We start from the raw sequence: 24,968 nt of genomic DNA on the forward strand, positions 1-24,968 counted from the left end.
CTATTCTTCCCTCCTATATCTCGTTGTTATTTTGACTTCCCTTGTGGGTTACGTCCATTGTTATTTCATCGCTCCTGTCCTCAATAGCAATTAAGTAGACCTCGTTCCTGCTTGTGTTGTATGTTGGATTGAGCGGTATAAATTTCTTGCCCTCTAGCGTTGCTATCGTGTAGTTATCGAGGAAACTCCAATCCTTCCCTCGCGTTGATATGCTTCCGTTGAATATCATACTAGGCTTATATCTAGATTTCATCACCGCACGCGCATACAGCTCAGTTAATGAGCCTACATCCGTGCCGTCTGTGTACTTCCAATCAACATTACTGTAGTTGTATCTACGCATGAAGTTGGAAACTTTAAATCCACTAAAAGCAGATGATATGCTGAGTTCGATTTCTTTCTCGTTTGCGTTCTTCGTGTCAGCGTTGGTGATCGAGTAAACGTCAAAGTTATTGTCGACCTTCATCCAAATATCGTCGAATACAATACGCTGTCCTGACTTGATGAAAAACTCAATTGATAGCATCCCAACACCGGTAATCGCTGTTTCATCTAATGGCCCCGGATCAACGATGTACACGTCTAGGCTTGATGCTCCTCGGTAATTAACTGCAATAGCATCGTTTAGCTTTGCCCTATCTTGCGAGAAGTACAAATACCTGTAGTAATCGAATGTTTTCTCCGTCCAAGCCTTATTGTTAGGGCTGTTCTGCGTGTTGTTAATCTGTACGGTCCATGCGTTTGGAGTTGACATGAATCCATCTTGAATCTGACTAACAATGTAGTCTGTGCCACTGTTTACGTCCATTGTTTCGTTGAACACAACCGTAGCACCTCTTAGGACACCACCCCTCATATACTGGATAAATACCTGATCGCCCTCAAAGAAACTCTTTGTTTGGCTGAACTGAATCATAAAGGAACTTGCGCCTGTTTCCCAAGATGTAGCAACTACCTGCTGATTTGCCGGAGTGTTCTTATTGCCCCAATAACCGAACTCATTCAAGTAGTATTCAGTCACTACTCCACCGTCATTGATAGTGTATTTAACCGACGCTTTGATCTTGTTATTAGTCCAATCGATGAAACCATTCGAATCTTGTGCGAATCCCTCCACAGCCATGAAGCTAAATCCCCAGGTTAACCTGCGATACAAGATGTTAGCATCAATAGGAAGTTGGTTTGATAATCTATATCGCTTCTCGTCCACATTGATGTTCTTCACGCTTACAGCATAACCACCTTGCGCAGTTATATCTTCGTGCTGTTCCACTAATAATCCCGAATCCCACGTCCACCAAAGCGGAAACCCCAACGACCACACATCTTGACCTCCATTAGGAAGGATGTTGTCGCGCTGACCGTGCGTATAGACTACGTCGACCTTGCTAAGCGCAGGCACAACAGTCAGTACAGCATCGTTGTTGATGAATTCGTAGTCACTACCAATATGCTGAACGCTTGCTCTCGTATGCTCAGTAACTACCGGTAATCCGGTAGCATTGGCGCATTCTTTATAACTGATGACATCGGCTAAGCTCTCATTTAGTCCGATGAACCACCAAGCACCGTCAGCCTGTACAACGCGACATTGTAATGCTTGCGTAAGACCTTCCAATATGTAACCGCAGTTAGCATATATCGGATCTCCTGTTTTAATATCTGTAGCGTAGAATCCTTCGCCATTGACCGACCACGGAGCATTCATAAATGCATCGCCGGATATCTCAGCTTGAATAGCTTCAACCGTTGGCGTCCATCTGATCGGTAATTCTAACCCTAAATTGATAGAGCTACATAGAATACGTCGGAAGTAATTTAACGGCACACGCGCGCCCAAATCAGCTCCAAATCCCATGTAATCGATAGATGACAGTAAGTTTAATCCGCTTGTCGCTGATATCTGTACGTTATACGGTACCGCCCTAAACTGACGTTGCATTCTGTCAGATATCAAGTAGCCTTTAAACTTAATCTCACTGTTACGAGTAAGCGTCACGATACACTGTCTATCCTCAACGAGCTGTAATTCCTCAACATCGATTTGACCTTCGTTATACATCTCGCTAGTGAACGTGATATTGATCATAGGATTATCCCATTGATCGTCGACACCACCGTCATACATTAGTATCCCTGATGCTCCGGCTACTCCCGAAACTGTCATCGGCTCACCTGTGTAACTCGGAAGATCAATCGTTAACAGCCAATCCGCGTCATCGTAACTCTTGTATGGTAACCTGTACTTGATCATCGGTTACCTCCTGCCCTGTTTAGAACGAACATTAAATCTTGTCCGCTAACCTTCGCAACTAGCTCGCCTTTAGCGTTACGGTCTAATCCGTTTACCATTCCACTCGTTGTCATCTGTCCGATGATGTTGGATGCCCACGCAAGAGCGCTTTGACGTTCCATGATAGCTGTCTGCTTGCGCTGTTCCTTGAGCATTTCCTCCTGTTGTTTCTCGGACTTGCGAGCAGAAGATGCCGAGAATAATCCGCTGACACCGCCAATCACTGCACCTGCTAATGCTCCGTAAGGACCGAAAGCCATACCTGCAGCTGCACCGCTCAACGCGCCACCAGCCACTTGTCCGACCGTCGATGTCTTGCTTGACATTCCGGATATTAAAGATCCTGCGATACCTGCGCCGGCAACGATTCCCTTTGACATGTTATTAGACAGTTTGCCAATTTGAAAATCGTCTTGATTTATCATCTTAGCGAACTTATCCCCTAACTGCGTGGCGATCATGTCTTGAAACACTTTACCTACACTGCCAGCGAGTGAGGTAAACACGTTTGAGAATACCTCTTTAAAGTCGCTTCCTAAGTCGGTAATGTTATCTGCTATATTTGAGATACCGGTTCTGAATCCTCTCTCTACAACACGACCTAATCGCTTCTCTAAATCCTTTTCATCTTTGCTCTTTGCTAGTGGTATAGATTTGTTAAACCTTTTATTGGCAGCGGCGAATCCTGGAAGAATCGGAGCAATATCGCTATCCGACAATTCGGTTGGCTTAGTAGGTTTTAACTTCTTGATGCTATCGATATACCGATTAGCTTGCGCTTGCAGTGTTTCAAACTGCTTTGCTTGTGTAGCTAGTCCAAAGGCATCTTTACGTCTGCTGACGTCGCCAATCTCCTTTATCTTACTGAATATACCGTCATACTTAGCATTGATCTCAAATATCTTCTTATCGTAATCGCTCAGTGACGATTTGATAAGGTCCTGCATGATATCCTTAGTCTCCTTTGTAGACTGACCTGCTTTAGCAATATTTTGAGATGTTTTGCCTGTAAGGTCCGCGCCTTCTTTGACTAAGCCAATGATTGTATTTTCTAGGCTTTGATTTTGTTGTAGCGTCTTGCCATTCTCCGCGTTTAGACCTGCAATCTGCGATTTAAGGCTAAGCTCTTGCGTCAACAAAGCATTTAGCTTGCTTTGCGCATTCGCTGACAACGGATTTTCAGCGCCATATGCATTACCGCCGGTGCTGTATGATTTAGCGATCTTCTCCGCTTCAATTCTTTCTTGCTGAACCTTCGCTAACTGACGGCCGATATCATTCGCCTGTAGCGCTCTGTTTAGTATGGTGATTGAGTTTTCGGCGACCTTATTCATGTTCGCCTGCGCCTTAGCCGTAGCGATCAACGACATGGCTAAACGATTGTAAGCGTCAGCCGCTTGACCTGCGACAATAGTTTCCGAAGTATGGTTTTTGAATGTTTCCGGGTATTGATTGATAAGAGCATCAGCTTGTTTCTTTCGCTCTTCATAGGAAAGATTAACATTCTGACTAGCACGATAAAGGATATCCAGGTTGTTAGTTTCCTTGATTGCCGCTACATTAGCATCAGCAGACGCGCGTTCTAACCCCTTAAGTGTTTCGATGTATGTTTTGGTGCCATCCTCTAGGTCTTTGGTAGCCTTATCTGCTTTTTGAGCGTGACGCTCCCATAGGGTCCATCCGGTTACAACCGCACTGATACCTAACGATAATAGATTACCGCTACTTAGTAAGGAAGAAAATGTTTGTTTTAATGCCGCGCCTGTAGATCCTGTTTGCTGTTTAAGAGCTCCAAACTGTGACGTCAATTGAGTAATGTTGTTACCAATACCCATCATTCCGAAGGGTGCGTCTTGGATGATACGGTTGAACTCCATCGCTACGCCGTTGGCACTCCCTAACGAGCTAGTTAACTTCCCTGTTTGATTAGCTACCTTGTTAGCTTCGTTATTGAACTTATTCAGCCCAGCGTTTGCCTGATTCAGTGAACTGGTAAGCCCACTCGCATTTCCGTCTATTTCTACCTGTAACCTTGCCATCTACATCTTCTCAATCATATCCTTCAACTCTTCCCAACTCGTGATAGGCCTTACGCTGTCATCTTGGTATTTACGCAGATCAAATATATCTTGTGCCTGTATCGGCTCTGATACGCCCATGCCAGCGTAGTTTACCACCGCACTCATTATGTGGGCTGTGCGATCCCATTCGTCCTCTTCGCGCTCTAAGTAAGCTGTAGTGATGAGCTGAAACTGTGTTAACGTCATCACTTCAACCTCGCTGAGCTTATATCCGTACTTTAACGCCTTGACGTAGGCTTCGCCCGTTGTGAAGGCTTTTTTTTTGATTTCTCGTCAGGCTTAGGGATGCCGTAATACTCACGCATAGACTTGCCCATATAGCAGCTATCGAGGTATTGTGAAACAAGCTTGTTGCTCTCTTCTTGGTCCGCGCTATCTAAAAGTATCGTAAACTCATCTACAGATATCTGCTCGCCGCCTTTCGTGTTACAATAGACATCGTTTGCACATTTAAGCATCACAGCCCATCTGTAATTCCCTTCTACGTGATCCACTTTGTTTAGTAGCGACTCGTCGAAATGACTGATGTCATGCCCTGTAATCTCCTTGTAGCGTCTAAATGCTCCCAGTCCGAATATGTAACCCTTTTCCGATAATTTCTCTTGCTTGCTCATGCGTTAACTCTTGCTTTGTATTGTATAGTTTAATCTTGTGCTTAAGGCTACAAGGTTTGCAGTTGGGATGCCACACATCATAGTAGATATGAACATGGTTCTCATCCAACCGCTTGACCCTTGTAACCTCAAATGCCATTATGCTACCGGTAGAATCGATTGCGTTGGTTTACCATTCCCCAACAATTCTAATGTTCCGTTCGCGCGTCCTGTTGCCGGAGCTTCAAGTCCTAATGTGCTGATCACAACTGGCAATACAATCACCTGGTTGTTAGCTTCACTGTGCTGTCCCGGAGTCGTTAACCACTCAGCTTCACCATACACTTGTCCGTCAATGTTCAACTGAACTAAATCAGCTTGACCGATAGATGCACCACCTAAAGCGTCAAGAAACAAGCGGTAGTTCACCGTAATACTGTGATCCTGCGATTCCAATACACGCGTTACCCATGTGCCCTCAGCGACTTCTGTTGTTTCCTCAGGCTTACACTCGCCCTCTTCATCAAATGTGTTGGTGAAGTTCAATGATGCATCCAACTGACATTTAATGTATTTGTCGTTGAATTTTACTCTTAATAGTTTCCCTGCTAAACTTGCCATTCTAATGCCCTCCTTACTATTTCTTGATAATTATCTGTTTGCTCTTTTATCTCAATCACGCATCTAATCTCTGTGCGCGTTACTACTTTACCTTTACCACTGAGTTTTACTCCATCTTCTAAGAATGCGTACTCTACCTCGTCGCCTTCGCTTGCATCTCCGAAAGGATCTAATATCTCGACGACTTTCGTCAACCTTAGTGCTTTGCCTTGTGGAGTTTCTACAACCTCGCTGTGTTGGTCTATGATTGCATTCCTAGAACCCATCAAACCCCTTCCGATAACCGCTACGTGCCCCATTCTCTTGTGTCTACTATGTTAGGCTGATCGGCTGCCGCCGGCATTGCATTGATGATCGCGAAGTACTCTTCCCAATTAAAATCTAATGGTCCTGTACCTTGAAACACGATACTCCAATTTGCAAATCCCTGACGCGGAGCATTAGCTATACCCGACTTTATAATTGCTTTACCCGACCACACTAAAAACTGATCTACACCTATACGAGTACGGAAGTACACCGTCAATATCTCGTCATTAATGAATGCGGTGAATAATGTCTTAAAGTCCGCGCCAACTTCACGCTTCAATAGCAATCCGCTTACTGATATGCTCCAAGTCTTTTTACCATATAGAAACTCAGCCCACTTGCCCGACTCAACAGATTCCTTAGGAAGGGTTTCGCCTTCGAAGTTCAAAGTACATTCCGTCTCGCAGCTGATGAAGTTATCACCAACAGCGACACCCATCATCTTACCTAGGATCTTACTGTTGTTCATCGATTATTGCTTCAAAGGTTAATACTGCCCTAAATACATATCCCACGCCATCAATATCTAATAGCTCATTCTTGCGAACGAATACGAAATCGACTAAATGCAGGCCTGCAGGCTGTGGCATATCCACCTGGTTATGCACTCCTAGCAATTGCAATACTTGGTTTACCATTAATTCCAAACCTGAGTTATTGCCATCATCATTTCGATATACGCACTCGATCGTCATTGTGTGATCAGTGGAAAAGAACTGTTTTGCGGACGCGTTGTCGCTGTCCTGCGTTGGGAAGTATATGTACTTACCGTTATTAGATGAAGGAGCAACACGAGCGTAAATCTTCACGATCTCCCCGTCAACCATTACGTTGTTACGGAGCTTTGCAATAACTGCTGTTCTTATCGCTGATGTTACGTCCTTCATTATTTGTTTAAATATCTGTTGATGATATTGTCAATGTCTTTTTGTAAATTCTTTGTTCCCTGTTTAAAGCCCGGGTACATGAAAGGCTGAGGATTAACCCCGACACTCATAAGCTTTGCCATGATAGGCCATAAAGCCTCTTCGGGGATTCCTTTGCGTCGCATCCAATCAGCAATGGCTTCCTTGAACTTTCCTTCACTCAGCTTCTTGCCCTTAAACTGTGACGCTACGGATTGCATCTCTGCAGGTATTTCTACCTTAGTTTTGGTACCGAACTCCTGATAGGCTGCATAACCTGCGCTAGCGTAGACTATCCAAAGCATATCTTTGCCCTCTACATTGATACTGTTTCTGAGGTAACCTTGATCTACCGGTACTCTTTTGATTGCTTCGTTTCTGACCATCTGTGCAGAAATCTCAATCTCGTCTCTAATCTCTCTAAGAACTATCTCCTGACCTTGCTTCCCAAGCTTCTTTTTAAGCTCTTCAAGGCCTTTGATTTTTAAACTGATCTTAGCCATTACATCTGAGTTGTTTCGTTGTGTGTCTTAGCTATGATCGTTGTAGTGGTGCGTTTGGCATCCACTTTAAGAGAGTGGAGTTTTAAAACTCTATCTCTCCATTTAATCCTGTCACCTATCTTGTAGAATACCTCAGGATTGTATCGCAATGTGATGATGATGACCTGGGCCATCTCGTCAAGCGTAGCGATGGTATCAATACTTGCGTCTTTTTCGATTACATCGCAGAAAGGCGAGTGTATCGTCGTCCACGTCTTGCTCACGTTGCCGTCCGGCAGTTCCGTTTCGGCGTATCTTTCGACTGTTATGCGCTCTCTTAATCTCCCTGCTGTAGGCATCCTTATCCTCCTTTGTATTGTATTTAGGCTTGTACATTAGATAAATGTTACGTTCCCATGCTTCATAACGGCTTTTTCAGACTCGTCAAGCCATTGTTTTGGATCGATCGTCTTACCGTCAAACGATAGTACTACGCTTTCTCTGAACGCGTATAATGATGCCGCATAACGACAAATAGCTACCACGATATCCATCGGTAATCCTGTTGGCCATTTGGTTGTGTACTCGATCGCTACGTTTGTACCTCCTGAGTTGGTGATGATATCCTTGCCAAATTTCACATAAGGCGCAGTCACAGTATCAACAGGACCATACATAACTTTCCAATTGTCAACCATGGATAATGCAGTCATCCTCACGGTACGCTCACCGAAAGACAATTGCGCTACTTTCTCCAAGTGTTCACGAGCGGCTTTGAGATACATAGTGACCAAACGATCGTCCGTATTGTAATCTATGCGCGCATGGATCTTGAAGTCCTCAACCGTTACAGGCTCTTCTGCTAAGTCAGTGAGGAAAGTATATTCCACACCCTTAACAGGTCTACCTGTTGGTATTAGATCGCGCTCTGAGCAAATGGTATCGATGTTTTTGTAATAGTCCATTGGAATAGTATTAAGGGGAGTATCTGAACACTCCCCTTTAATTTTATAACTACGGTGTTACCGCTATAGTAACCTTGATGTTAGCTTTAGGATCAAAGTTGATGAACCCTGCTCTTTCCTCACCACGGATAGTAACCAAGTTCTTGATTACGTTGTCGCGATCTTCCTCGAAGAAACGCACCTCAGGTGACATACGGTTAACGAACATCGATTGATTAGCGTCGATCACGAATGCAGTTCCTGCAGCGAATTGAGGTAACCCGATAACTTCGATACCACCGATAGTCAATTTACCTGCGGAGTATGAAACTGTTCCTGGAGGTAAATCGTATTCACCCGAACCAGTTGCTTTGTTCAAGATTAGATCAACTACCTCACGGTTGTTCATCAAGATGTGAGTTGGATTGTAGTAGTTGTCGCGTAACTGACCGAAGGCAGCATCGTATAACTTCTCAACCAACACTGTTTTAGCTCCATCGTAAGCAGTTGAATTCGTGTTCAACGTCGATAGAATCAAAGTGTTCTCACGAACCAAGATACCGCGCTTACCGTACACTAATTGCTGAGGGATATACGAGCGTAAGAACGACACGTCATCCAATAATTCGCGTTTGATACGAACGATACCAGCAATCCAGTAAAGCTCTGCGGTTGCTTCATTGAAGTTGTAACCCACATCCGGTTTAGCCAACAATGTCGCAATCGGCGTAGAACCATCCCAAATATCAGCCGCGCCATCAGTAGCGTTAGCAGTTTCGTTCTCCTGCAAATACTTGATGCTACCACTTGTTGAACTGATCGACGGGAAAATATTGCGTAACCACATCGGTTGAAACGATTTCGCGTTGATACCTGGCAATACTTGCTCGGTCAAAGTGGTTAATGCACCTGCCGAGAAACTGTCAAAGTCAACATCTTTTAATTCGATGGTCTTGTCAAGTTTAACGTTAGATGATTTTGCCAACGTAGCAAACTCACTTGCCTGACCTTTGATTGCGTCAGCGAATGAATCTCCGAACGATTTGTTTTTCTTCTCACCTTGGTTACCCTTCTCGTTGAAGTCAGCCACAAATGTGTTGAAGTCCTTCTGTAAGGCTTCCAACTCCACTGATACACCGCCTAACTTCTCGATTTCGGTCATTTTTGCCGTTAAGGCTTCGATAGCAGTTTTCTGATCTGCGATCGTTTGATTTGCTGAGGTCTTGAAGCCTTCCAATCCCGACTTAACCTCCTGCACTAATGCTTCTAATTCCATGTTAATGATTTCTTTAAATCCTCTAATAAATTGATATTCTTAGCGTCAGAATCGGTGCTACCAACGTGCGACCCACTCTCGTGGCTACCATTAGCCGGCAAGAGAAATCCCGATATTGCTTTTTGAATTGTTTTAATGCGCAGTTCTAGTAAACCGAATGTTTCATCGGTATATGTTCCTGAGCGGAACGCTTTCAATAGGTTATCAAGCTCCTGCATCACATCAGTTGGGTTACTGATCAAAGACTTACTTACACTGACTGTATAGGTGTCCTCGTTAGCTCCCCAAAGCACAGATGATCCTTCGTATAATTGGATCTGCTTGATTAATCTATAGTCTTTGAATTGCTCAGTATCTACTGCACTGAACCCTACTGAATGTTGTTTGATGATACCGTCTTGATAGAGTTTCAAGAGGTCGTTACCTAGTGTTGTATCACTAGCTTGCTTTACTGCTTGTAAATGATTTCCAACAACGGAAAGCTCCGTTACTGATCCTGCAATGTTCTTTACTGATGGATTATGGTCAACTATCCAATAGATTAGATTCTTTCCTTTCGGTCCGCGTTCCTGTATAGTTTTATCGTATGCAGTCTTGTGAATGATGTCATTATCAAAGTCCTTGTTTCCAAGTCCTGACCAATTAGCTACAACACGTCTTGACGCTGTATCAACGTCAATAATAGCTCCTCCAAAATCCTTATACTCCAACAATCCCATACCGCACAAAAAAAAGCCCTACACTACTGCAGGGCCTTTCAATCAATGGTACAAACTAAACACACAAAATCAAACCCTACTACCTTCAAGTCAAAGATAAACAGGAACTTTCATAAATCCAAATGGATTAGTGAAATATTTTCAATTAATAACAAAAAAGCCCGCCGACCTTTGGGAGATCGTACGGGCTACCACACATATGAAATGCATTTCGTGTTTTATGTGGTTAAATTTCAACAGCATCGCAGGGTAAACAGGATGATGAATGGCACCCATGACCGAGCATTTACGATCCCTTCTCGCGCTTATAATTCACTCAACCCAAACTCGTGGGTAATGCTGTTTGAATGTGGAGCGATGGGATTCGAACCCGCACCAATACGACAGCCTAACTGTTTCCGCGTAATTCCAATACACGCATTACTTTAGCTATTCGCCCCAAGTTAAAAGCAAGGGCAGGGTTTGATACCTGCATGTCCGAATGTCTCTTCTATTGCCCAAACAATGAACCTACACATCAACCACCATATAGATTGCGTCTAATTCCGCCACCTTGCTTTATGTTTTTAACATTATTTCCAAATCAAAATGTGGGTGACTATTGTTGATGCTTCATAATGTTTACGCCCGTTAAAATCAGTGCAAAATCGACCGGTATCGCATAAATATTTCCCATTTCTAAAAGAAACAGTTCCTATATCGCTTAAAGAGTAGCATCCTTCTACCGGAGCGTTTAAACATTGGTGTGTTTGACCAATATGTTTATCACTTACCTCTTCGACTATTAGTTTTTTCATTTTAGTTATGCTTTATATCTTCAAAGAACTTGCCTAGTATATAGGCTTTTCGTCTTTCATTATTTTGGTATGTTATCAGTGTCTAAAATCGTTTGTTTATCAATCCAATCAGACGATATGGGGAAGTCCTCACAATCATGACGAAGCATAGCATTCTCACTTGCGTTTTTTAATGCAACTTTAGCTACTGCTTTACATAAAACAATCCTCATTATTTTGCTTGGTTTTCCAAAAGCCTTGATGTAATCACATTCCCATTCTTCATAGGTATTAAATCCGGATGCTTTAGCTAATTCGTTCGCAATACTTTCAATTGTCTTTTCCATCTCTTTTCGTTCTTGCTTTGCGGTGTTTGGCATGGTTAGTCTTCATTTAGTTTAATCCAACTGTATTCGATTAACTTCTCGACTGATAACCCCATCCAAGGTACAGCGTAGCCACGTGATCGGAGATAATCAATAATCGCAATACTGTTAAATATTGGTGTAATTTGATCTATTTCTACAACGCCCAAACCTCCTTTATACGTTTCCAAGTGTATAGCCCTAGATTTAAGTGGGAAAACCTGATATTTTGAATTTATAAAAGGGAGCTTAAAAACAATTGACGTTTTTCTAACCTCTAAAAGTTCATACCTCCCTGTATATGGAATTGCCATTTTACAAACTTCAATAGCATCCCCATCACTTATTGATGATATGGGTTTGAGTTCGAGGTATTGGTCATGGTAAATTTTACCCATAAATGATCTCCCTACTTTATGGATTCCTTGCACAGATGATGCTTTTAAAACGTCTTGTCCGTAGTATTGGGCAAAGAACTTCGCTTTATTTTCTAGTGTGTTTTCCATCTCTCTTCTATTTAATAGTGGTTGCTCTTGTGAGAAGCTCTTTAATCTGCTCATTTATTAAATGCCCGTTGAATCCGTGACGCTTATTTACTTCTAAAACCTTACTCAACATCTCCATCATCTCAGGCGCGTGAGCGATTAGCTGCGCATCGTAGTCATTGCCTACAAATTCAGCAACGCATTCTCCATCTTCGCCAAATTGTATTTCATTTGTTTTAGGGGCGTAATATGTCTTTTCTCGTTGGACTGCCTTCCATTTTCCATTAGTTCCTTGATAATTCATTTTATGTTAGGTTTGATTAATGATCTAAGAATTGTGTTTTTAGGAACTTCAAATGATTTGCCCAATCCAAAAGTCTCTGATTTGGCATAGTAAATTGTTTGAGTTGATGTATTACCCATAGCTCTGGAATAATATGTGCAATCAATAATATCAGATACATAGCAAATATTAATTGTTTTGCCTATTCTCCTTTCAAACCTTGTTCCTATCGTTATTTCCATAATCCTTAGTGTTTATTTCAATCCCCATCCCCCCTACGTAGGGTTAGCTCCTCGCTGGTGGGGATAATGTTAAAACTTGTGTTGACGCTTAGAATCGTTTGTGTAAACACCGGATTGGTAGTAAATAGCACCATTGATGTTGACCTTACAGCCTTCACTACAGCTTACTGAATACGTTGTGGAATGTGACACAATCTCTTTTTGCCCTGGTGACAATGTGATGCCGTTAAGAGTTGCCTGTGATAATCCCTGATTATGCAGTATATCTGCATCTTGGAATCCCTCTTTTGAACATGATGCCATAGCTACTATAGCAATCATGGTAAATAATCTTTTCATATCTTTTCTGTGTGGTATGCATCAAAGATATTATGAATAATTCACAAATCCAAATGGATGTGTGAAAATAAATAAAAAGCCCTTACATTTCTGTAAAGACTGGGCCTATCTACGCAATGAGAATAGGGATGTTAAATAACAGTGGCTAGTTCTGAATACACCGGTTTATCGTTTCTCCGCTTGGGCCTTCCTGCTTCATCCCTCACAACCTCAAAGCCCTCTGAGCAACGACAGTTGATGACGTTTTCAGCACTCAACTGCGGATCACCTGGATGCTGTGCCGGTTCGGGTAACCCGTTCTTATTGAGCAACCAATACGGCTCGTCCAATGGTCTGTATGCTTCCTGCGCAATATACCGATGACTTAACCGCGTTCTATTATCGGGAGTATCAACCCAAATCTTTTGCCATTCTAGTCCGCTTGAATACATAGCTAATCGTCTACCCTTGTTTAAAGCCTGCATCGTCTCTGTCCTAGCGATCAACAACGCTCTTTGCTTATTCACCTCACCATCTGCAGCACGTTCGATAGCCCTGCGAACATCGTCAATGCTAGTGTTCTCGCTATTGAGACTATCCTCGATAACCTTAGCGATTGCCCTTTGCGTAGTCTGCGCTATATTGGTAATCTTCGTCAGGATATTAAGGTCTAACCACTGCCTTGCAGTATCACGCCAAATGCGGATCCATTCGCCATCGCCAACACTGATACCGAGGATTGACATCAAATCATCAAAGAAATCTTTACGATCACTCGCCAACGGCTTGACGTAATGATCCCACGCTTGCTGCGCTTCCTTTGGCAACACCTCAGTATAAAGCTTTGTAAGCACCTCCCTGTAATCATCAGGATTAACAGCGTACTGACTTGGATAAGCTTCACTAGCCTGCTTATATTGCTTCTTAAGGATAGCGCGGAACAACCTTGCATACTTACGTTCGAATACTCCTGCTCTTAGCAGTAGATTACGATGCCTTGCGTCAGGTTTGAGTGCTTTGAGATCAAACTCACCAACATATTTGCCCTGAATAGTAGCATAGCCCATACCGTTAGTATCAAGGTACTGCTTAGCATCCTGCTCAGTATCGCCAATGGCAAGAGGTCCCATGTACTCGGTTTGCTCCCCTGTATCGGGGTTAATAGCTTGTATGGTGGTTGTCCATCGGTTCATTATAAATAACTTAGCAAATGTTTAATATAATCTCTTTGTTCTTGGATGCCTTTGTGATCTAACCCGTCGGTTTTTCTAATCAATAGATTAAGGATATGTTTGTCATTAGCAAAGTTCTCCGACACAACAAGCAACGCTAATGATAGTCTACCTAAATTACCCTCATTAATCATCGCCTTGATGCCAATAACTAAATCTTGGATGATCATGTGTCTTTCTCGTGATATATCCATCACACCGACTTCCTTACAATCCTAAACACCAATGCAATCACTCCGCTACCAAGACACAAGCCTATAGGAGCTTTGTAAACGTTAGGCACTATCTCAACAAGGTGATAGATGCCGATGAATACTGTAACGACTAGCGCGAAGAACGCTACTAGAATCGCTGAATCTTCTACTTTACGCATATTCTAAGAATTAACACACAAAACAATGATATAAGGCTACACCAACCACATGTAACTGTGTAACCATGTTTTTCTATAAATAATTGATTGAAAATTCGGGTGTGAGCGACCATCACTAACATCAATAAGATAAATTCTACACCATGCATAACTTTATAATTACGATCAACACTACCCACCCTATCGAATAGATCACAGCACCAGTCGCGAACTCCTTAGGTGTAATACCCTTAGTTCTCGCCTTCTGCCACGACATGAAGACGAAGAACGATAGGAATAGTATGTATGAGATGAAAAGCATTTATTTCTTCACCAACTTAGGTTTATCCTCAATCATATAGCTGCCATTCATAAACGGCACTACAATCACCTCAACATCAGGAACAGATTTGCTAATCTTATCCTTGATGATCTTCTCTTGACGGTCTGTTAGCACACCGCCAACACCGATTAATAGTTTATTTGCCATTCTTCTTAGCTTTCTTCGGTTTAACATCCCTAGGAGCTTCGACATGCTCAACCCCAACCTTACACCTCACAAGGTAATTACCCATCTTATCGGTCACCTCTACCACGTCATTAGCCTTGCCGAGTTCGTGGTCTTTAAGTAGTTTTAGTTTCATTGTTAATCGTAAATAATATCTGCTTTAATGTTCGGAACATCACCAAACCTCATAACGAGGTTGCCATCCGACAAAACGCCTCCAAAATTATAATGGATGTCACGGACTATTGAAAGCTTGTCGCGCTCAATAACTTCTCTCACGGCATCAGCATCTTTCGTATCTACCTCAGGATACTCACTGGAAAACCATGCATTAAGAGCCGTCTCGAATTGCTCTTCTCTTGAAGGAGAGTTTATTGACATTTCCTTTAATATCTGCTTAACTTTGTCGTGCCATACGCCTTCAAAGTCTAACTCAGGTAGTGTAATAGGTTGTATCATATTCTAAATCGCTTGTTCTCTATCCAACATATCCAAATCAACGTCCTGCACATCTGCAATAACGTCCTCTAGCTTACTAAATCCCATAGGTACCAGCATCACGTCACCGCCGTCTACCTCGTCGTAATCCATCGCTTTACGCTTCTCGTTAACCTTGATCCACCATGCTGAAGCTAACCACTCTGCAAGCTCTTTACGGTTCTCCTGTAGTTCCTCGAAGTACTGAGTATCTGAGATTACCACAAGGCTATCATCACCGTAGGCTTGACGTACATAGGCCGTCATCACATCATCAAACTCACGAAGCAGTGGAAGCACACACGAGGTGATAACCTTCTTGTCGCTTGTGCCTGCACTAGCTTTGTTCTCTGCTCCGATAAAGTTCTCCTTAGGATAGTTGTACAGTGCACATATCTCCTGCAGTAGATCGCCTTTAGCTTCAATGATATTCAAGTCTACTGGACTAACACCGATTGCAGTAAACTTCACATCAGCAGGAGTAACAACGAGCTTACCTCCGTTGACAAGTCCCGTATGGCGTTGCTCAAACTTATCTTGGATGGCTATTGCCTGTTCTTCGCCTAACCCCGAATCTTCACCACTGCCCGACACGATACCCAACGGCCCCATGTTCTGAAATAGCGTATTCTGCGCCACGTTAGCCTGCTTGAATCCTCCGATGGTATCTCTAGCAGAAGTTAGCTTAGAACGGCCGTATAGCCACTGATTGCCCGTCACATCAGCAACAAGGTTCATCTCTTTGAAGTGGGCCACCTGACGCGGATCGATAATGTTCTCCGAGAAGTAGTTCACCTGGTAGCCCTTCACCGGATTAACCAAGTCACCTGCTACGATGTTAACCGTTGGTGATGGAATACACCACAATCGCTGAGGTTCTAAGCCTTGCGAGTATTTCTCGCCCTTGACACTGGCATACATGTAGCTATTGCCTGTTACGAGCTTATATCCGTGAAGTTCTTTGCGCAATTGATTGCCTGTTTGAAATGTGTTAGGCTTGGTGTTGATAAGGTCCAAGAATGGATGTTGATCCACCTCATCGAATGCCTGCGCTTTCAGCACCATCGATTTGATGAAGGATTGCGATGAGAATGAAGCCTTGACAGCGTTCTGGTATTTCTTAGCCTTAGCGCCGTTCTTGATCTTGTACAAGCCAACAGGCGCAGTACTTGCCTTGGATGCGATATCCTCAACAATGGCCCTCAGGTAACTGTTGGCATCGTAAGCCTTAGTGATGTAGTTAGCACCGCTATCGGCCATCTGCACCCACATGTTACCGATAAACTGCCAATTAGGGTATGGCAACCCTCCCCTTGTATCTTTATCGCTTCTACCAAACGATGTCAACCCCTTCAACAAATCAAACCCCATATCTTACCGTTTGGTTATACTACAAACATATTATTCTTACCTAATAGCCTTTGAATCGCCTGCACAAGAGCATCCTGTAAATCGTCATGCTCGTTGTTAGGAAACTTCAAAATTCCTTGCTTTTCACAGGTGTATAAAAACTCCAACAATGAAGCTCTACAATACACTGATCCTCTTTCAGCATAAGGTGTGGCCATCTGTGCCCTCGCTACTTTATCCCCTCCGATGACCTTCACCTCTTTTGCCGATATTCCTTGATTGACTAACGTCTGCTTAGCGCTCTTTCCTGATGCTTTAGCTTCGATGTAGTGTGTTGGTTTCCTGTTCTTGATATATTCCATCAGCTTAGGAAACTCTAGCCACTCAAAGCCTAAATCAAGTATGTACATATTCTTCTCATACTCTCCTGAGGTTACATATGCACTTGCTGAGTTCTGTTCTTTGTCCGTGTAGGCTAAATCCCAATCACTACCGATCTTCTTGATCTTGTTCTCTGCTAGCATCCGGTCGAGTACATGGTCATCGATTGGCTTAATCCAACGCTTCCAAATACCACCATCAGCCGGCGAAGGGTCTTGATCGAATTGCCCTGCATAACCGTACTCACCTAAATCCAACCGCTGATCCTTTAGCACCTCATCGGATAGCCTGACAGGATCGAGCAGGTTGTTCACGTAGTAATCTGCTAACTCTTCCGGTACAGGTCTGACTTTTGAAGTGATACGCCCCGGTAGCTTAAACCACCTTAGTGCCTTTCCCTTCTTGTTAAGCCAGTTCCCTGTTGGATCTACCTCGTGCAGTCTTTGCATCACGAGAATAGTTGGAGTAACAGCTTTATTAACCTTACGGCTTGATAGCGTTGTATCCATCCACTCGTTAGCTGCTGTACGCTCAGCATCGCTACTCGCTTGCTTTGGATTTAACGGGTCGTCAATGATGATCAAGTGAGCGTGAATACCTGTGATCGTACCGCCTACAGACGTCGCGTAACGTTCGCCGTTAGCTGTAGTCTTGTACTGCGTCTTGTTATCCTGGTCCTTCTTGATCTCAACATCAGGAAACAATCTTCGATACTTCTCAGACTTGATAATATCCCTAGACTTAACCGCATGGTCAGTAGCTAGCGAAGCTGAGTAAGAACCTGTGATTATTCGTAATGTTGGATCAACAGCCCAAGCCCATGCAGGAAGCATTACCGTACATATCGTACTCTTGGTTGTTCCTGGAGGAATGTTTATGATCTCATCGAATAGCTTAGCCTCACGCCTCGATACTCGAAATACAGTTTCCTGTAACTGCTCACACAAGTACTGAATATGCCAGTTGTACACCGGTTCCTCAGGTATGATTACCGTCCAAAACTCTTTAAGGAAATAAAAGAACGAACGCCGACATAATTCGGCTTTAACTAAATCATTGCTTACCGTCAGTAGATTGCTCTCCATCCGCTAACCCCACTTTCTTCTGCAACTCGTCCAATGCAATCAATTCTTCTGTCGTTAATTTTGATAGGTCGGCTTTGGTTTCTGTTTTGATGTTTCCGTTAATCTCCGTCTTGTTTTCGGTCTTGTCAGATAATCCTAAAATTCTATTAGAAATATTTGAATTAAAAATTCCACTGATAGATCCAACCTCTAAACTAGCGTTCCTCTTCGCGCGTATACGCGTAGTGATACCCAAATAATCATCGTAAGCCCCCTTTTCGTTATCAAAATACTGGTGGACTGTAATTTCGTAAGTATCATCAACCCACGAAAAAAACTCGTTTAATGACAAAGGCCGCTCAATTGGCAAAGGAATAACACTAGCAGATTTTTGAACAACTTGGTACGACAAAACAGGATTTTCTTTAGCCCAAGAAACGAACTCTTTCCACAAATTAAATAAATCGTCAGGAGACAATTCTTTTGGTTTGCCATCCGTTTTTCTTAATTTATAAAATTCATTATTTTTTGGTGCTGCCATAACTATACACTATCGAATCAAAATTAAACAATCATTTTCACAAATCCAAATGGATTTATAAAATTAAATAATCCGCTATATCCAAGCCCATTGCGCGCTCCTCAGCGGTTGCGTTCTTCTCCATGTGGGAGTAGATACTCCATCCGTACTCCTGAGCCTTCAATCGCCAATCTTCGAACGCTCCTAGGTCAGGAAACAGCGTCACATTGCGATTCTTCAACACCTTGCACTTGTGGTAACCTAACCCCGTCTTGGAACAGCTAGCAATCCACAGATACTCCGGCATGAAGTGCGATGCGATTACAGCGGTTTTCTCCGACTCCACGATTGCGACTTTCTTCGTCGGGAACATCGGAAGCAGATGCTCACCGAAGAAACATTGCGTCACCTCAAACCCTTTGTACTTCGGATTGATCTTGTGATACCATGTCGTGCCATGGTTCTTGTCGCGATGACCGTCAGCCAGGTAGCGCATGAGCTTTCCGCTCCGACATCTCCCGTTCACATCGAACTGCCACCAAATGATCCAGTCACGAGTAGATGGAAATGTTTGATCAATCCCAATGCGATATTGCAAAATCAAATCATTCACAGCATCAACACCGAACTTTGAAACTAGAAACTTGATCAGGTTGTTATCCTCAAAGTTCGTCGAGGTAGTTGCGGCATCGTCAAAGTCGATGTACTGGATAGGCTTGATCTCCCTTGGCTTTGGTTCGACGATGGTCTTATCATTCTCCGGAATCATCAGGTATCCACAGTTCACCTCCCTATCGCAACGACCGAATTCATCAGGAGCAAAGTATCCCTTTTCGTCACGGTATTTGACGAATGTTTTCTTACCGCAATTTGGACACTCGAATTTCTTTGAGGAAGTGTCAAGCTTGTATTTGAAATCTACTGGCATGAGACCTCCTCAAATATCGATCGTGGTTTAACCAAACGCAGGTCGGGGAATATACCCCCCTTTAGGGGGGGGTATATGTCCTTAGCCCGTACCACGTTTTTACATGCGTCGCCCAAACATGGTTTAAGTAAACAAAACATATTAAACCATGATGTTAAATGTTTGATTTTCAGTGTAATTATGTTATAATGGTTCAATATGTTTTTGATGTTGAACCGTGATAATTGAACCGTGATAAAATTTATCATGGTTCGGGTAGATTTTGAGTTGAACCGTGAGACTTGAACCATGATGCTAAATATCTGATTGCTTGTTGATTAGAGAATAATACGTATGTTTCCACTCTTTTTCAGCATGAACAACGTTCTGTTGCTTTAAGTGTTCAATAAACGCCTTAGCCTTGGCAACTCCAAGCGGAATTCCGTGCGTTCCATACCCTGCAATCAGGCCATTTAGGAAGTCCGAATACGCTAGTTTTTCCTCATTGATGAACACTAATTTTAGCATCAATCTATGCTCGTCCAATGTATAGTCTGATGCCTGTATCGAACGCTTTCCGACTGTCACCTCAGAGTGCCCCATATAGTCCTCAACAAGCTGAGGCAAGGAGTAAGTATCGCGAACAAATGCGAAAGGTTTAAAAGGCTCTGAACGCGTAAACTCAGGATTAGCAACGATCATCTCTCCATCCTTATCGATGGATATAACGGTCTCCGATTTATTGATCATCTCCGTACCCAGGTGGCCGCGCGCGTTGTCGTTGCCCTTGTTGGTGTGGAGCACCGATAGTATATGACACTCAAAGGACTGCGCTAGACGCATCATATCGCCCGAACGTAGTGTTGCTTCATTGGGATCGTTAATATCGAACACAAGGTCTCTAATACCGTCTACAATGACGAGATCAGGGCTAAACATAGCAATAGACTGCTCGAGTACTGCGAATCGCTCTGTGGGCTTTAAAACGCGCACATCGACGTACTTAAGATTAGCATACAGTTCGATACCAGCAATGCTTAGAATCCAGTGTTGTGTACGCGATCCGTAATACTCTCCTTGCTCGGTGTCTAGCCATACAACGGTCATGTTCATACGGATACATTGAGCCACTAGCCATGCTGTTACCGTGGTCTTGCCGGACTTGGCTTTACCGATTAATGTGGATATTGATTTCTTGGTGAATACGGGAATGCCCGACAGCTCGAATACACTCTCGGGCTTAGGTACTTCGATACCCTGAGGGATGATGTACTGCAGGATGTCAAGACCGTTGCCACCATCGTCGCCTCCCATCTCGTCGTGTACGCTATGAACTATGTCTAATGCCATCGTGTGCTAGTTTAAGTTTGTCCAACAATGGCAATATCCACTCGTAGAACGACTGGAAATCCTTTGCAATGTAATATATACCTCCGGAGGATTCAACGGCCTGCTGATATCGTTTCTGAGCGTCAGACTGTTTGTCCGAACCTATCTTGACCTCAACCTTGATCGAGAATCCGTAAACGGTGTTTGAAATATCTGCGCTCCCAGGAGTAGTTCCTCCACGGGTCCACGTTGTTGATCCTATAATGCGAGTCTGCCCAAGGACATCAGTAACAGTCTTGCGGTTATCTCGCATCACTCCCATGGTATTGATGCGCTCGGATTGATGGCCTAATAGTTTAAAGAAGTCGCAAATTTGATTGGTTAATCGGTTTGATGGTTTCTTAGAAGTCGAATAATCCTTGGCCGTTGGGTATGGATTGCTCGGAAATTCTTTTCTTGTTTTTAGAATCCACATTTCTTTTAGGACTTTTAGCCCTTGGCCTTTGAATTGGCGGTGAAACTGTTTCAGTTCCTCGATGGATATCTGTATATTTGCCTTCATCATTTCTAATCTTCTGTGTGGTAACGGGAAATGGATTTGATAATTTTGCCACGTGCTGAACAATCAACACGTGGCCTTTTTGTGATATTACCACTACTTCGTCACCCTCTCTTCCTAATATCACTTTTGGGTCGACATACAGAACTATGTCTTGGTTAAGGTATGGCATACCCTAGAATGGTAGATCGTCGTCAGGCTCGTTTGCCGCCTGCTCTGCGATGTTGTTCGCTACTGGCTGAGACGGTACGGCTCCCTCAGCTAACTTCTGAACGCGCCAAGCTTGAAGGGTATTAAAGAACACTTTGACACCTTCTTTGTTAACCCATTCTCTACCTCTTAAATTCCAACTGATTTCTACCTCATCGCCTACCGATAGATTGTCGAATAAGCTTACCTTATCTTGCGTCGACTGAAATGATACTAACTCGGGGAAATTTGGATTGTCGGCATATTCTAAAACAATATCCCTTTTCTTGAAACTGTCGCTTACTTGTTGAACATCACCGATGTTGTAAACTCTACCTTTGGTTGTGTAACTCATATTGCTTGATTTTTAATAATATTAGTAAATGCGTTTTGACCAAAATATTCAATAGCTTTTAAGTCGTACGCTTTAGCTGCCTCCAACTCGTCACTGAAAACACCTAGATTTATTCTTTTCTTATTAACCGTGATATATGCAACCCATTTATCCCATCCCTTTGGTTTACAAACACCTTTATAAATTGAGCTGCCTATTCTCCTAAGGGTATTATGAGAGTTTTGCATAGTTGTAACTATTCTAAGGTTAATCCTTCTGTTGTCTAAACCATTGTGATTGATGTGATCTACAACCTCAGTTGAACAAGTAACCCCCATGATAAATCTATGCATGGAAATGTTAAATTTCTTGCCGCCTCGTTTTACGGTTGTTTTTGCATATTTAGTAGCTCTGCCTTCCTTAACTTGCCAGGAATATTGAGATATTATTGGATAATCTTCTTTGCTTATTAAAACCGAAAATCCTTTTGAAATAGGAATTGTGTAAGATCCGTCTCGGTTATCTATAAACCTGCCCTTAGTGGTTGATTTAGCTTTTCCACAGTAAGGGCATCCATGACCACTTGTGTGGTGAGATGGTCTTTGCTCGAATACCCCGTGAGTGAGGCATATAATTTTTACCTTATCTTTGTTTCCTGAATATTCAACAGCACTGTAATCATAACTGTCCCCATGAATAGCTAAACATTTCTCAATAAAACTTTCTTTTGTCACTATCTTTGGCATTGTACCCTCCTATCCTTTTTGTTTCTTCCAAAGTTTATACTCATACCTAGCGTAGAAGTAAACCACTACGATTAGGATTATGGTTAATACTAGTTCTTTCATTACGATACCTGCTTTAAGAATGATTGCGAATAAAACCCTGTGCTCTCAATGTAATGACGGCATTCTAAAACACGGTCCTCAATATCTTTGATGCGCTTAGGGTCGAAATCTACTTCAAACACCTTCAACCTGAGTGATGCGTGAAGGTCAGAGTATGTCATATCATCTTTAACCTTTTGGTAAACCTCAGGAGGCACTTCACCACGATACCCTTCTTTCCATGAAAGTCTTGACATTTCCTTTTTCATCAGGTCCAAAGGAGCATCCATAAGACAGTAAACCAATTGAGCATTACGATATCCTGTCAATTGCATATATCCATTAAGTTGATCTTCATAACCATCGGCAGGTATTTCAGTATCATACAATGGGAATGTGAAGCAATCCCATGAGTTTTTGATGTCCGCAATGAACTTTTGACGTTCATGGATAATGTCCGGCGTTCCCTTGAAAATATCGTCCTCAAACCATTCATCATTCTTCTCCACACGACCCCATTTAAGATTGGCCGATGCAAAAGCTATAGCGTCATTCTCGCAAGCATTACCCTTATCGAAATACTTAGATGCAAAGTCCTTTCTACGATTGTAGATTTGCTCTTTCATCCATTCGTCTAGGTAAGAATAACCTGTCTTACCTAGACCTTTGACGCCCATTATCTTACTGATACCTGAGCATCTAATTTTGAATACTGGGAATGCCATTACGCTGCTCCTTCCTTTTTGATAGGTTTAACATTGTTCTCCTGAGGTTCGCTAAGCTCACTCTTGCGCTGATCTTTGATCTTTACGAAGTCAGCATCAGTTTGCAAAGACTTATACTTAGACCAAACCGTCTTAAGGTCATCGATTGATTGTACTACTTCCATTTCGCTGATAGCTACCTGCTTCTCACTAAGCCCACTATCGCACCAATCGCGAATCATCTTACCCGTTGCTTCCGTGATCATAAATGGCTGTTGCCCTTCGAATAATTGGGTACGGTCCTTTGATGGCGTAGCGAAATGCGTATCGCGATCTATCTCTAATGAAACAGTCAATTCGTATTCCCAACCATCGCGCTGCTGATCCTTCATACCAAGCTTTTTGATCTTGCCACCTTCCTGTACGGTTTCCGTTTTACTGCGGGTACAAGTAATTATGTGTACCGGTGAGTGAAGAACAGTATTCACGAATAGGTCATGACGTAAATTGGATTTACTCCACGCGGCCCAACTGTTACCTTTGAAAGAAGTTTGAGCAAGCACATCGTTTTCTTGTACTAGTGTAGCCCATTCGTGTGATGAACTGTCTATGATGACAAGCTCCATTCCTGCATCGATACATGCGTTGATAGCCTGCACATAACGCTCAGGTGTAAATGGCGGTTCTAAATCGATAACATTGAAGTCTCCCAAATGACTGTACAATGATGCCGATCCGTTTTCGGTGTCAATAACTGCGATCTTTGTCCAGTCACCAACTAATCCGTAGCCCATCCGAAGGGCTGAGTAGGTCTTACCTGCTCCACTGGGAGCGGATAAGTTCAGTTTAAGCTTTACAGCTTTCCTGGTTGCTTTCTTTAATTGCATCTTCTGTGTGGTTTTAATTAAATATTGATTGATAATTTACTTACTCCTTTGACGTACAGGATGAACATATCGGCATATGCATTTATGAGATACTTTCCGAATGTCAATGACCTGTCTTTACTGCCATCCTCAAACGCTACTGAGGAATACTCAAATGGACCTATTTGGATGATCCTTTCCGATACTGCTCCGTCATCATTTGGACGGAAGTAAACTTTTGTTGATTTGAATGCCATGATTTTGATTGTATATGTAGTTGTACCATTTGTTGATTGCTTCCGTATCGCCAGGCTTCCACTCCTTTGGCGGATCCTGACTGAGTTTAACTTTGATCTTTGCCATTTCCCTTAAAGAATCTGTGTCTATTCTCCGCTATGATTGCGTTGTTTAGCTCGTTGACGTCAAAGTAATAGCGCCCCTTCTCTTCGCGCTGCAGCCGCTTAATAAGTTTCGCGCGCTCTAGCTTTTCAATTAATTTCCTGCCATGAACATCGACAGCTTCTTTCCTTGTTATCGTAGGTTTCACTACTCCTGCAGCGACAAGCGCTCTAGTTGCTCCAATTTGAGATGCCTCTGTAAGCATCTTTGAAAATTCAATCCGTGAAAAAGTGTAGAATTCCATATCTTCTGTGTGGTTTGTGTTATTATGTCATTTA

Annotated in this window: 35 protein-coding genes; all 35 read right to left on the minus strand. The window is 42.8% G+C overall.

Translation table 11 applies throughout. The features are described 5' to 3' along the window. Window positions 1-13: 13 nt before the first annotated feature. On the minus strand, window positions 14-2,254 hold the full coding sequence (locus B2400_RS10220; protein ID WP_293933132.1) for a hypothetical protein: 2,241 nt from the start codon (window positions 2,252-2,254) through the stop codon (window positions 14-16). Next, window positions 2,251-4,332 carry a hypothetical protein gene (locus B2400_RS10225; RefSeq protein WP_293933133.1) on the minus strand — a complete coding sequence of 694 codons (2,082 nt, stop codon included), beginning with the start codon at window positions 4,330-4,332 and terminating at the stop codon, window positions 2,251-2,253. The genes B2400_RS10220 and B2400_RS10225 overlap by 4 nt, the downstream gene beginning before the upstream one ends. Then, the gene (locus B2400_RS10230; protein WP_293933135.1) at window positions 4,333-4,560 is read right to left on the minus strand and encodes a hypothetical protein; all 228 of its coding nucleotides are present in this window, start codon (window positions 4,558-4,560) and stop codon (window positions 4,333-4,335) included. A gap of 32 nt (window positions 4,561-4,592) precedes the next feature. After that, complete coding sequence (locus B2400_RS10235; RefSeq protein WP_293933137.1) at window positions 4,593-4,988, minus strand: hypothetical protein; 396 nt, start codon at window positions 4,986-4,988, stop codon at window positions 4,593-4,595. A gap of 138 nt (window positions 4,989-5,126) precedes the next feature. Continuing rightward, window positions 5,127-5,588: a hypothetical protein gene (locus B2400_RS10240; RefSeq protein WP_293933139.1), complete on the minus strand. Its 462-nt coding sequence runs from the start codon at window positions 5,586-5,588 to the stop codon at window positions 5,127-5,129. Further along, the gene (locus B2400_RS10245; RefSeq protein ID WP_293933141.1) at window positions 5,576-5,887 is read right to left on the minus strand and encodes a hypothetical protein; all 312 of its coding nucleotides are present in this window, start codon (window positions 5,885-5,887) and stop codon (window positions 5,576-5,578) included. Before B2400_RS10245 ends, B2400_RS10240 begins: the two co-directional genes overlap by 13 nt. Continuing rightward, window positions 5,875-6,366 (minus strand): phage tail tube protein, encoded by a 492-nt coding sequence (locus tag B2400_RS10250; protein WP_293933143.1) that lies wholly within the window; start codon window positions 6,364-6,366, stop codon window positions 5,875-5,877. Before B2400_RS10250 ends, B2400_RS10245 begins: the two co-directional genes overlap by 13 nt. Further along, on the minus strand, window positions 6,353-6,784 hold the full coding sequence (locus tag B2400_RS10255; RefSeq protein WP_293933145.1) for a hypothetical protein: 432 nt from the start codon (window positions 6,782-6,784) through the stop codon (window positions 6,353-6,355). The genes B2400_RS10250 and B2400_RS10255 overlap by 14 nt, the downstream gene beginning before the upstream one ends. Then, window positions 6,784-7,305: an HK97-gp10 family putative phage morphogenesis protein gene (locus tag B2400_RS10260; RefSeq protein ID WP_293933147.1), complete on the minus strand. Its 522-nt coding sequence runs from the start codon at window positions 7,303-7,305 to the stop codon at window positions 6,784-6,786. Before B2400_RS10260 ends, B2400_RS10255 begins: the two co-directional genes overlap by 1 nt. After that, window positions 7,305-7,643: a phage head completion protein gene (locus B2400_RS10265; RefSeq protein ID WP_293933149.1), complete on the minus strand. Its 339-nt coding sequence runs from the start codon at window positions 7,641-7,643 to the stop codon at window positions 7,305-7,307. Before B2400_RS10265 ends, B2400_RS10260 begins: the two co-directional genes overlap by 1 nt. Before the next feature lie 36 nt (window positions 7,644-7,679). Beyond that, window positions 7,680-8,249 carry a head-tail connector protein gene (locus tag B2400_RS10270; RefSeq protein WP_293933151.1) on the minus strand — a complete coding sequence of 190 codons (570 nt, stop codon included), beginning with the start codon at window positions 8,247-8,249 and terminating at the stop codon, window positions 7,680-7,682. A gap of 49 nt (window positions 8,250-8,298) precedes the next feature. Then, window positions 8,299-9,504, minus strand: a complete 1,206-nt coding sequence (locus B2400_RS10275) for a phage major capsid protein (RefSeq protein WP_293933153.1) — start codon at window positions 9,502-9,504, stop codon at window positions 8,299-8,301. Further along, complete coding sequence (locus B2400_RS10280; RefSeq protein ID WP_293933155.1) at window positions 9,495-10,223, minus strand: HK97 family phage prohead protease; 729 nt, start codon at window positions 10,221-10,223, stop codon at window positions 9,495-9,497. The genes B2400_RS10275 and B2400_RS10280 overlap by 10 nt, the downstream gene beginning before the upstream one ends. A 572-nt stretch (window positions 10,224-10,795) precedes the next feature. Beyond that, entirely contained in the window at window positions 10,796-11,020 is a 225-nt protein-coding gene (locus B2400_RS10285; RefSeq protein ID WP_293933157.1) for a hypothetical protein, read from the minus strand. 59 nt (window positions 11,021-11,079) lie between these two features. Then, the gene (locus B2400_RS10290) at window positions 11,080-11,346 is read right to left on the minus strand and encodes a hypothetical protein (protein ID WP_293933159.1); all 267 of its coding nucleotides are present in this window, start codon (window positions 11,344-11,346) and stop codon (window positions 11,080-11,082) included. Between the two features lie 35 nt (window positions 11,347-11,381). Continuing rightward, entirely contained in the window at window positions 11,382-11,870 is a 489-nt protein-coding gene (locus B2400_RS10295) for a hypothetical protein (protein ID WP_293933161.1), read from the minus strand. A gap of 7 nt (window positions 11,871-11,877) precedes the next feature. Next, a complete protein-coding gene (locus B2400_RS10300; RefSeq protein WP_293933162.1) occupies window positions 11,878-12,153 on the minus strand; it encodes a hypothetical protein in 276 nt (91 codons plus the stop codon). 290 nt (window positions 12,154-12,443) lie between these two features. After that, complete coding sequence (locus tag B2400_RS10305) at window positions 12,444-12,677, minus strand: hypothetical protein (protein WP_293933163.1); 234 nt, start codon at window positions 12,675-12,677, stop codon at window positions 12,444-12,446. A 167-nt stretch (window positions 12,678-12,844) separates the two neighbouring features. Beyond that, on the minus strand, window positions 12,845-13,885 hold the full coding sequence (locus B2400_RS10310; protein WP_293933164.1) for a phage minor head protein: 1,041 nt from the start codon (window positions 13,883-13,885) through the stop codon (window positions 12,845-12,847). Then, window positions 13,885-14,118: a hypothetical protein gene (locus B2400_RS10315; RefSeq protein WP_293933165.1), complete on the minus strand. Its 234-nt coding sequence runs from the start codon at window positions 14,116-14,118 to the stop codon at window positions 13,885-13,887. The genes B2400_RS10310 and B2400_RS10315 overlap by 1 nt, the downstream gene beginning before the upstream one ends. 480 nt (window positions 14,119-14,598) lie before the next feature. Beyond that, window positions 14,599-14,766 carry a hypothetical protein gene (locus B2400_RS10320; protein WP_293933166.1) on the minus strand — a complete coding sequence of 56 codons (168 nt, stop codon included), beginning with the start codon at window positions 14,764-14,766 and terminating at the stop codon, window positions 14,599-14,601. Beyond that, complete coding sequence (locus B2400_RS10325) at window positions 14,756-14,920, minus strand: hypothetical protein (RefSeq protein ID WP_293933167.1); 165 nt, start codon at window positions 14,918-14,920, stop codon at window positions 14,756-14,758. Before B2400_RS10325 ends, B2400_RS10320 begins: the two co-directional genes overlap by 11 nt. Window positions 14,921-14,922: 2 nt before the next feature. After that, window positions 14,923-15,243, minus strand: a complete 321-nt coding sequence (locus B2400_RS10330; RefSeq protein ID WP_293933168.1) for a hypothetical protein — start codon at window positions 15,241-15,243, stop codon at window positions 14,923-14,925. Between the two features lie 3 nt (window positions 15,244-15,246). Further along, window positions 15,247-16,632 carry a phage portal protein gene (locus B2400_RS10335; protein ID WP_293933169.1) on the minus strand — a complete coding sequence of 462 codons (1,386 nt, stop codon included), beginning with the start codon at window positions 16,630-16,632 and terminating at the stop codon, window positions 15,247-15,249. 14 nt (window positions 16,633-16,646) lie between these two features. Beyond that, window positions 16,647-18,077 (minus strand): hypothetical protein, encoded by a 1,431-nt coding sequence (locus tag B2400_RS10340; protein ID WP_293933170.1) that lies wholly within the window; start codon window positions 18,075-18,077, stop codon window positions 16,647-16,649. Next, window positions 18,046-18,597 (minus strand): hypothetical protein, encoded by a 552-nt coding sequence (locus B2400_RS10345; protein WP_293933171.1) that lies wholly within the window; start codon window positions 18,595-18,597, stop codon window positions 18,046-18,048. The genes B2400_RS10340 and B2400_RS10345 overlap by 32 nt, the downstream gene beginning before the upstream one ends. 55 nt (window positions 18,598-18,652) lie before the next feature. Further along, window positions 18,653-19,504: a DUF6371 domain-containing protein gene (locus tag B2400_RS10350; protein ID WP_293933172.1), complete on the minus strand. Its 852-nt coding sequence runs from the start codon at window positions 19,502-19,504 to the stop codon at window positions 18,653-18,655. A gap of 294 nt (window positions 19,505-19,798) precedes the next feature. Continuing rightward, entirely contained in the window at window positions 19,799-20,833 is a 1,035-nt protein-coding gene (locus tag B2400_RS10355; RefSeq protein WP_293933173.1) for an AAA family ATPase, read from the minus strand. Beyond that, the gene (locus B2400_RS10360; RefSeq protein ID WP_293933174.1) at window positions 20,811-21,377 is read right to left on the minus strand and encodes a hypothetical protein; all 567 of its coding nucleotides are present in this window, start codon (window positions 21,375-21,377) and stop codon (window positions 20,811-20,813) included. The genes B2400_RS10355 and B2400_RS10360 overlap by 23 nt, the downstream gene beginning before the upstream one ends. 169 nt (window positions 21,378-21,546) lie before the next feature. Beyond that, window positions 21,547-21,915, minus strand: a complete 369-nt coding sequence (locus B2400_RS10365) for a DUF3127 domain-containing protein (protein ID WP_293933175.1) — start codon at window positions 21,913-21,915, stop codon at window positions 21,547-21,549. Beyond that, window positions 21,912-22,640, minus strand: coding sequence for an AP2 domain-containing protein (locus tag B2400_RS10370; RefSeq protein WP_293933176.1), 729 nt, complete (start codon window positions 22,638-22,640; stop codon window positions 21,912-21,914). Before B2400_RS10370 ends, B2400_RS10365 begins: the two co-directional genes overlap by 4 nt. Window positions 22,641-22,741: 101 nt before the next feature. Then, the gene (locus tag B2400_RS10375; RefSeq protein ID WP_293933177.1) at window positions 22,742-23,446 is read right to left on the minus strand and encodes a hypothetical protein; all 705 of its coding nucleotides are present in this window, start codon (window positions 23,444-23,446) and stop codon (window positions 22,742-22,744) included. Further along, on the minus strand, window positions 23,446-24,312 hold the full coding sequence (locus tag B2400_RS10380; RefSeq protein WP_293933178.1) for an AAA family ATPase: 867 nt from the start codon (window positions 24,310-24,312) through the stop codon (window positions 23,446-23,448). The genes B2400_RS10375 and B2400_RS10380 overlap by 1 nt, the downstream gene beginning before the upstream one ends. 17 nt (window positions 24,313-24,329) lie before the next feature. Continuing rightward, window positions 24,330-24,548, minus strand: a complete 219-nt coding sequence (locus B2400_RS10385) for a hypothetical protein (protein ID WP_293933179.1) — start codon at window positions 24,546-24,548, stop codon at window positions 24,330-24,332. Between the two features lie 86 nt (window positions 24,549-24,634). Further along, on the minus strand, window positions 24,635-24,895 hold the full coding sequence (locus B2400_RS10390; RefSeq protein WP_293933180.1) for a hypothetical protein: 261 nt from the start codon (window positions 24,893-24,895) through the stop codon (window positions 24,635-24,637). Window positions 24,896-24,968 lie beyond the last annotated feature (73 nt).

It is taken from the genome of Sphingobacterium sp. UBA6645 (assembly GCF_002455685.1).
GTDB classification, from domain to species: Bacteria; Bacteroidota; Bacteroidia; order Sphingobacteriales; family Sphingobacteriaceae; genus Sphingobacterium; species Sphingobacterium hotanense.